At 71.2% G+C, this 5,839-nt stretch carries 4 protein-coding genes; 1 reads left to right on the plus strand and 3 read right to left on the minus strand.

Annotation, left to right across the window (positions count from 1 at the left end):
• Positions 1-78: 78 nt before the first annotated feature.
• The 3 genes from ACWGE1_RS39640 to ACWGE1_RS39650 all read right to left on the minus strand — a co-directional run bounded on the left by ACWGE1_RS39640 (position 79) and on the right by ACWGE1_RS39650 (position 3,474).
• The gene (locus ACWGE1_RS39640; protein ID WP_453425323.1) at positions 79-1,074 is read right to left on the minus strand and encodes an SCO0930 family lipoprotein; all 996 of its coding nucleotides are present in this window, start codon (positions 1,072-1,074) and stop codon (positions 79-81) included.
• Between the two features lie 136 nt (positions 1,075-1,210).
• Positions 1,211-2,629, minus strand: coding sequence for an NADH-ubiquinone oxidoreductase-F iron-sulfur binding region domain-containing protein (locus ACWGE1_RS39645; protein WP_453425324.1), 1,419 nt, complete (start codon positions 2,627-2,629; stop codon positions 1,211-1,213).
• Positions 2,630-2,658: 29 nt separating this feature from the next.
• Complete coding sequence (locus ACWGE1_RS39650) at positions 2,659-3,474, minus strand: hypothetical protein (RefSeq protein WP_453425325.1); 816 nt, start codon at positions 3,472-3,474, stop codon at positions 2,659-2,661.
• A 613-nt stretch (positions 3,475-4,087) separates the two neighbouring features.
• Between ACWGE1_RS39650 and ACWGE1_RS39655 the strand changes: the two genes are divergently transcribed.
• Positions 4,088-5,347, plus strand: coding sequence for a PucR family transcriptional regulator (locus tag ACWGE1_RS39655; protein ID WP_453425326.1), 1,260 nt, complete (start codon positions 4,088-4,090; stop codon positions 5,345-5,347).
• The last annotated feature ends 492 nt before the right edge of the window (positions 5,348-5,839 follow it).

Raw genomic sequence — 5,839 nt, forward strand, 5'->3', positions numbered from 1 at the left:
GTAGGGGTCGTGGTGCCCGGGTGGGGAGGCCCGGGCACCACGCGTTTTGGGGGAGGACCGGTGCGCCGCGGATACGCGCTAGCCGACGACCTTCGCCTTCTTGCCCTTGTCGGTGATGGCGAACCAGAGACCCTTGTTGTTGTGCCCGGTGGTGTCCCCGGGCTTCTTGTCGCCGGTGAAGGTGTAGACCGGCCAGCAGTCGATCGTCAATTGCTCGGTGCCATCGGGTCGCTTCACCTTGCCGATCAATTCGGCGGCGATTCCGTTTACCTTTTCCTTGTCGACCGGCGCGACGGGCTTCCAGGTATCGGTGCAGGCGTCCACGCAGCCGATCTTCATCGGCCAGGCGCTGTCCTTGTCGAACCGGTAGAGCGTCTTGCCCTCCCCGTTCTCCACGAGGGTTCCGAGTTCGGGGTTCTGAACGGCGTTCAGCTCGCCGCCCTTCGCTCCTGCTTCCGTCTTCTCTTCCTTCTCCTCCTTCTCCGCCCCGGCTTCCGCACCCTTGCCCGCACCGGCCGGCTTCCCGTCGGGGCCCAGTACGTGCCAGGTGCCGCCGACTCCCTCGCCGAGCGCGTCGCCCGCCTTCGCGTCCTTGGCGTAGCGGTACACGGGCCACCCCGCGAGCGTGAGCTGCTTGGTGCCGTCGGCCCGGGCGACGGAGCCGAGGAGAGCCTTGTCTATTCCCTCGCCGACGGAGGCGTCGTCCGCGGAAACCGCGGGCCAGGCCTTTGCGCAGTCCCCCTCGCAGTTGGACTTGGGCGGCTTCGGCGTGTCCTTGTCGAACCGGTAGAGCGTGAGGCCCTCGCTGTCGGTGACTCCGGATCCAAGGCCCTGGATCTCGGCCACCTTCAGCTGTCCGGCCGGGCCGTTCTTGGCGGCCTGGCCCGCCGGGACGGCGCCCGAACCGCTTCCGGCGCCGCCTCCGTAGAGGTCGTCGTAGGCGGAACCGGCCTGCTTGCTGTCGCCCACCGGCTGGACCGTGGTGCCCTTTCCCGCGTAATCGCCCGAGCCTCCGCATGCGGCCGTCATCATGAGTGCCGCTACCGCCGACCCGGCGAATATCTTACGACGCATTGTCTTCACGATCTCTCCTTTGGATTCGGTTCCGCGTTTCCTTGCCCCCGGTAATTGATACGGGGCTCGGAGCGGCGTGAGCGAATATCCCTGGGAATTTGTCATATCGCGCCAACATTGAACCCGGGGCATTGGTTCAGTCCTGGATGCGCAGCGCGAGGGCCGGGCAGCGGCGCACCGCGCGCTGGGCCTTCTGCCGCAGCTGGCGGGGCACGGCCATGGAGGCCTCGGCCGGGAAGCCGTCCAGGTCCAGCCGCACCACGTCGGGCAGGACGTCCACGCACAGCCCGTGGCCCTTGCAGAGGGTCCAGTCGACCAACAGCCGCTCCGGGCTCTCCTCGTCCTCGGGCAGCGGAAGGGCGCCCAGCACCCGCCTGCCGCAGCCGCTGCCGAGCGCGTGGTCCCGGAATTCGTCGGGGAAGGTCCTGAGCGCCGAGGCGACGAAGGCCGAGGTGCCGTCGGGATGGCTGCACGCGCCGCGCTTCAGGACCGCCTTCATCCGCAGCTCCAGCATCTCGAGGGCGGGTCTGCCCCCGCCCCGGATGGCGTCCTCCAGTACGTCGGCCATGGCGGGCAGCCCGCGTACGCAGGGGCCGCACTGGCCGGCCGACTCCTTGGCCATCCAGCGGGTCACCCGGGCCACTTCGCCGGCCGGGCAGGTGTCCATGGGCAGCGGGAGCACCGCGCCCGCCCCCAGCCGCGCTCCGAGCCGGTCGAGGGACTCCCGTGAGATCTCGGCGGCGCGCGCGGACGCCGGGTCGAGCCATTTGCCGTGATAGCCGCCGACCAGGACGCCCTGGCCCGGGTCGGTGCCGCACAGTTCCAGGATGTAGGAGAGCGCGGCCCCGCTCGGTGTCTCGACGACCGTGGTGCCGGCGACGGTCAGCAGGATGGTGCCCGGCTCGCTGGGCAGGCCGGTCGTACGGAAGTCCAGCGCGCCGAGCCGGGCGGCGACGGCGAGCTGGGCGAAGGTCTCGGTATTGGAGAACAGGGTGGGCAAGCCGTTCAGACCCCGGTCACTGGTCCGGATCTTCTGACCGGACGGCAGCGTCGGGCCGCCGTTGAGACCGTTCACATGCGCCGTGCCCTCGCCGGTGACGAAGCGTTCGGGCAGCCGTGTGATCTGCACCCGGCGCCCGGCCGGGCCGCGTTCCGCCACGGCCTGCCGCAGCGACTGCTCCACGTCCCCCCGGGTGACGCCCACCACGACGTCCTCGGAGTTCAGTGCCGCGGCGGCCAGCAGGGCACCGTCGAGCACCAGATGGGGGGCGTGCAGCAGCATCGCGGTGTCCTTGAGACAACTCGGCTCGCCCTCGCTGCCATTGACGACGACGGCGGTCTGCCCGTCCCCGGCGCGTGCCGAGCGCATGACGGCGCGCAGCTTCCGGGCGAAGGGGAAGCCCGCGCCGCCGCGGCCGCGGAGGTCGATGTTGTCGGCGAGGTCGACGAGTTCCTCCGGCCGGTAGCGGGGCATTTGGCCGTGTGTCGTCAAATGGGCCACGCGGTCGAGCCGCGCGGCCTGGTCGAGTCCGGCCAGCAGCCGGGGGGCGCCCACACAACCGAGGCTGGGGCGCGGGTCGCCGCTCACATCCACTGCTCTCTGGTGGCGAACTGCTCGGTGTCCGCGAGCTCGCCGGCCCGGCTCGGTGCGTACACGGCGGTACGCGGTAGTTGCTCCGGCCGCGGCGGTTGCTCGGGCCGGGGCGGCAGGGCCGGACTCGAGGAGGCGGTTGCCTCCGGACGCGTTCCGCGCCTCTGCCGGGGGACGCCGCCCTTGAGGGGTGTCTGCGGCACGGGCTGCGGGACGGGCGGCAGGGTGGCCGCGTCAAGGATGCGGGTCCTGACGCGCAGCACGAGCACACCCACGATGCCGAGCGCGACCAGCGCGTACGCGGCCGTGACCCAGGTGTCGGCGGCGCGGCCCGACTTCAGGCCGTGCACCAGTGAGGCACCCCACGCCGGGTACGCCCCGAAGTGCAGGGCGCGCCACAGCATGGATCGGCGCTTCCTGGCGAACACGCTGCGCACCGCGCCGGAGACGGCCACGGCGACGAAGAGGTATCCGGCCAGGCTGCCGAGTCCGATGAGCAGGGGCCGGTTGGCGTCCGTGAACGGCACCATCGCGGAGCCGGCGGTCGTCCGGGATTCCGCGATCTTCACCCATATGTGGAGGGCCAGGAAACCCAGCCCGGACACGGCGAGGCCGCGGTGCACGCCCTGGGCGAGGAGGCGATGGCCCGAACCAAGGATTCTCCGGTCGGTCGCCGCCAGCCCCCACAGCACCGTGGAGGTGAGTGAGACGAGCGACAGTACGCCCGCCCCGAAGTCGAGGAAGTCCCATAGTCGGGAGAAGGCGCCCGCGCGGGCTGCCACGGTGACGGTCACGATGGCCGCGCCCACGGCGCAGAGCGCGCCGGGGCTCAGCCTGCCGGCCGTGGGCAGGAGGGAGGGCCGTCGGACGGCCCGCCTTCCGGCCGCAGGAGCCGTTGCCGCTGCCGCGTGACGGCTCCTGCGGCGGGCTCTGTGTGAGCTGGGCATTTGAGGCTGGGGCAGGGGCATCCAGTTCTCCTGTGCGCCTGGGCTCCGAGCGCTCCACCTGGCGCTCGGCACCCGGGGGTCGATGTCGTCTGTGCCCGGCAGCGCTGTGAAACTCCGCGCCGGCCGAGGGAACTTGGGGCCGGAGTGCAGCAGCATCGTGGAGCTGCACAGCAGCTCCACAGGATTTATCGAAACGTGATAATTTCTCGCAGCGTGTCTCCGACGCATCGAACAACACCGGAAGATTCCCCTCCAGCGGAGGTTGCGACAGGCCACCGCGCCGCCCGTCACCTACGCGTCCCCGACGGCAAAATCACGGCAAAGGAACGGGACCGTAAGTGGCCGGACCTCTCCAGGAGGGAGTACGAGGGCCGCAACTCCCGTGTCAGACATGCATGTTGACGAGGGGGGCAACCTCGGCGGGCTTGTCGCTCTTCCCCGGACAAGCCTCACCCCGGCACGAACGAGGAAAACGATGTGTGAACTTCTGAACCGCATCTGGTCCCGCCCACGTGGCGAGTGGACGCGCGTCCTGCGCAGGGAACTCCCCTCGCTGGCCGCCGAGATAGTGGAGGAGCTTCTGCATGGAATTCCGGAATTTTCCGCACTTATCGATGACAACGATGCCATTGATGACGAGTTGTTCCGCCAGAAGGTCGAAGAGGCTCTCCTCGCCGTCCTCGGCTACCAGGAACAGCCCCGGGAACAAGCACCGGACGAGCACGATGAACAGGCGGAGAGTGAGCGCGAGATCGAGAACCAGGTCAAGGCCGAGAACAAGTTCGAGAGCAAGGTCGGACGGGGCATCGCGGCCAGGGACGAGTGCGAAGTCACGCACGAGGGCCGGCACGAGGGCCTGCGACCGAACCTCCGCGCGGCCCGCAACGACGGCATCCGCGAGGTCCGTCACGAGGCCCGCCACGAGGGCGGCCGTGAGACCGACCGGGCGCGGCAGGAACTCTTCAAGACCCTCACGGACGACAGGGCCGCATCCGAGATGTCCCTCAGCGAGCTCGCGGAGGCGGCCGACTGGCCCCTGCCGCCGGCCGTACGGGCCATCGTGCCGGCGACGCCCGGCGAGACCCAACAGCTCGCCGCCGTACTGGACCAGTGCCTCGTCGGCATGTTCGCGGGACGGCCGTGCCTGCTCGTCCCCAGCGCCGACCCGGACACCCGCGGCCCCCTGGAACACCTGCTGCGCGGCCGGTTCGCGGCCGTCGGCCACGCCGTTCCGCTGCGCGACACGGCCTCCTCACTGCGCTGGGCGCTGCGCCTGTCCGCCCTGACGCCCGCCCGACCGGGCCTGGAGGCGCGGGCCGTCTTCGTCGACGACCACCTCTCGACCCTGTTGCTGCTGCAGGACGAGCCACTGGCCCATGCGCTCGCCGCCCGGTGGCTGCGTCCGCTGGCCGACCTGACCCCCCGCCAGAGCGAGCGGCTGGAAGTGACCCTGCTCGCCTGGCTGGAGGGCGGCGGGGCTCCCGAGGCCGCCAAGGCCCTGAGCGTGCACCCGCAGACCGTGCGGTACCGCATGCGTCAGCTGGAGAAACTCTTCGGAACCGGCCTGCGGGACCCCCGTACCCGCTTCGAGCTGGAAATGGCCCTGCGCAGCCGCCGGCTGATGGCCCAGGTAAGGCGTCAGCACTCCCGGGTGGGCCGCAGGGCCGCCCGGGTGATCCAGGCCGACTTCACCCCCGTGGTCGTCGGCCGGATGGCTCGCGTCAACGGCCTGTAGAACGCACACAGCCCGGCCCGGTCCCGTATGCACGGGGCCGGGCCGGGCTGTGTCGTGTGCACGCCGCCGGGTGGGGCACGCGCCGTACGCCCACGGGGGAGGCGATGCGCTCTGCACCCAGGGGGTGGAGGCGATGTGCTCTGCATCCAGGGGTGGGGGGCGAGGTGCTCTGCGCCCACGGGGGTGGGGGCGGCGCGCCCTGCGCCCACGGGGGTGGGAGTCGCGCCGAGTGCCCCACGGGGGTGGGGCTTCGCGCTGCGCGCCCACGGGGGTGGGGCTTCGCGCTGTGCACCCACGGGGGTGGGGCTTCGCGCTGTGCACCCACGGGGGTGGGGCTTCGCGCTGCGCGCCCACGGGGGGTGGGGCTTCGCGCTGCGCGCCCCGGGAACGGGACACGTGTACGCCGCCGGGGGACGCATCGGCGGCGTACACGTGCGAGCGGTGGTTGGGGCGCAGGAGGGTGGGGGCCCAACCAAAAAGCCCGCGCGGCCC

Source organism: Streptomyces sp. NPDC054932, assembly GCF_053610205.1.

Excerpts from the sequence above, each read along its gene's own strand:
- ACWGE1_RS39640 (WP_453425323.1), bottom strand. The coding sequence starts at position 1,074 with ATGCGTCGTAAGATATTCGCCGGGTCGGCGGTAGCGGCACTCATGATG.
- ACWGE1_RS39655 (WP_453425326.1), top strand. The coding sequence starts at position 4,088 with ATGTGTGAACTTCTGAACCGCATCTGGTCCCGCCCACGTGGCGAGTGG.